The sequence below is a fragment of the Thalassotalea ganghwensis genome, assembly GCF_053485795.1.
The window spans coordinates 1-782 of sequence record NZ_JBQRUM010000059.1 but is presented as its reverse complement, the minus strand read 5'-3'; the positions used below and the strand labels follow the sequence as shown (position 1 = coordinate 782).

At 38.5% G+C, this 782-nt stretch carries 1 protein-coding gene; it reads left to right on the top strand.

Translation table 11 applies throughout. The features are described 5' to 3' along the window. Positions 1-170 precede the first annotated feature (170 nt). A complete protein-coding gene (locus ACSLUH_RS19440; protein ID WP_448570076.1) occupies positions 171-386 on the top strand; it encodes a hypothetical protein in 216 nt (71 codons plus the stop codon). Positions 387-782: the final 396 nt, after the last annotated feature.

Genomic DNA, 782 nt, shown 5'->3' with positions numbered 1-782 from the left:
TGAATAACTTTTTTTGCTAAATCAACGCCAACTCTAGTACGATACATAACAGGACTCTTCTTAATATATTTGTGTGGTAACTTTTATATTACCTCACTCGTTTAGGGTGAGGGAGTCCAATTATCTAATTAAAAGCCCCTGATTGGGGCGTTATATATCAAGGAAGATAAGTGCAAGATATCAGTCATCCGGGAATCAAGGAACGAACAGATAGCTTAGGAAACATGGCTTCAAACTATCCCGTTTTATTTTCTTTCGTACTTCTTGTCATTTTAGTTTTCCTAGTTTACCGAGAACTAAAAAAGGAAAGTGGAAGCTTTCTAAAAGTCGTTATTTATTCAATAGTTGCATTGATAGCATTTTGGCGCGTAGCAATTGATATATAACAAGAGACTATGGTGCTCAATGTCCGCTTCTGGCACATTTGCGAGATTCGGCAACGAGCGAGCAGGAGACTGTCGTATTAATTTGGTGCTATTGGCTGAATTCTACAAAGCGCACGTTCAGCTAACTGTTTGTGCCCCAAAATGAGTTTCAAGCAGTATCAAATCAAATAACAGAATGATGGTTTTTGAGTACTAAAGCTTTTTAGGGAAAAGTAAGACTTGCTTCTTTTCATTCGGAACTGGGTCAGCATGCTTGCTTGATCGCCCCAACCAACTTCCCTAACTCTGTTTTGACTTCATTGGTTAGTTCAAAGCCCATGTTGATTCTTAAGCAGTCATTATATAGCGATAGCGTGCTGAACAGTCTTCCCAAGCGAATATCAATTTGATTCTTTG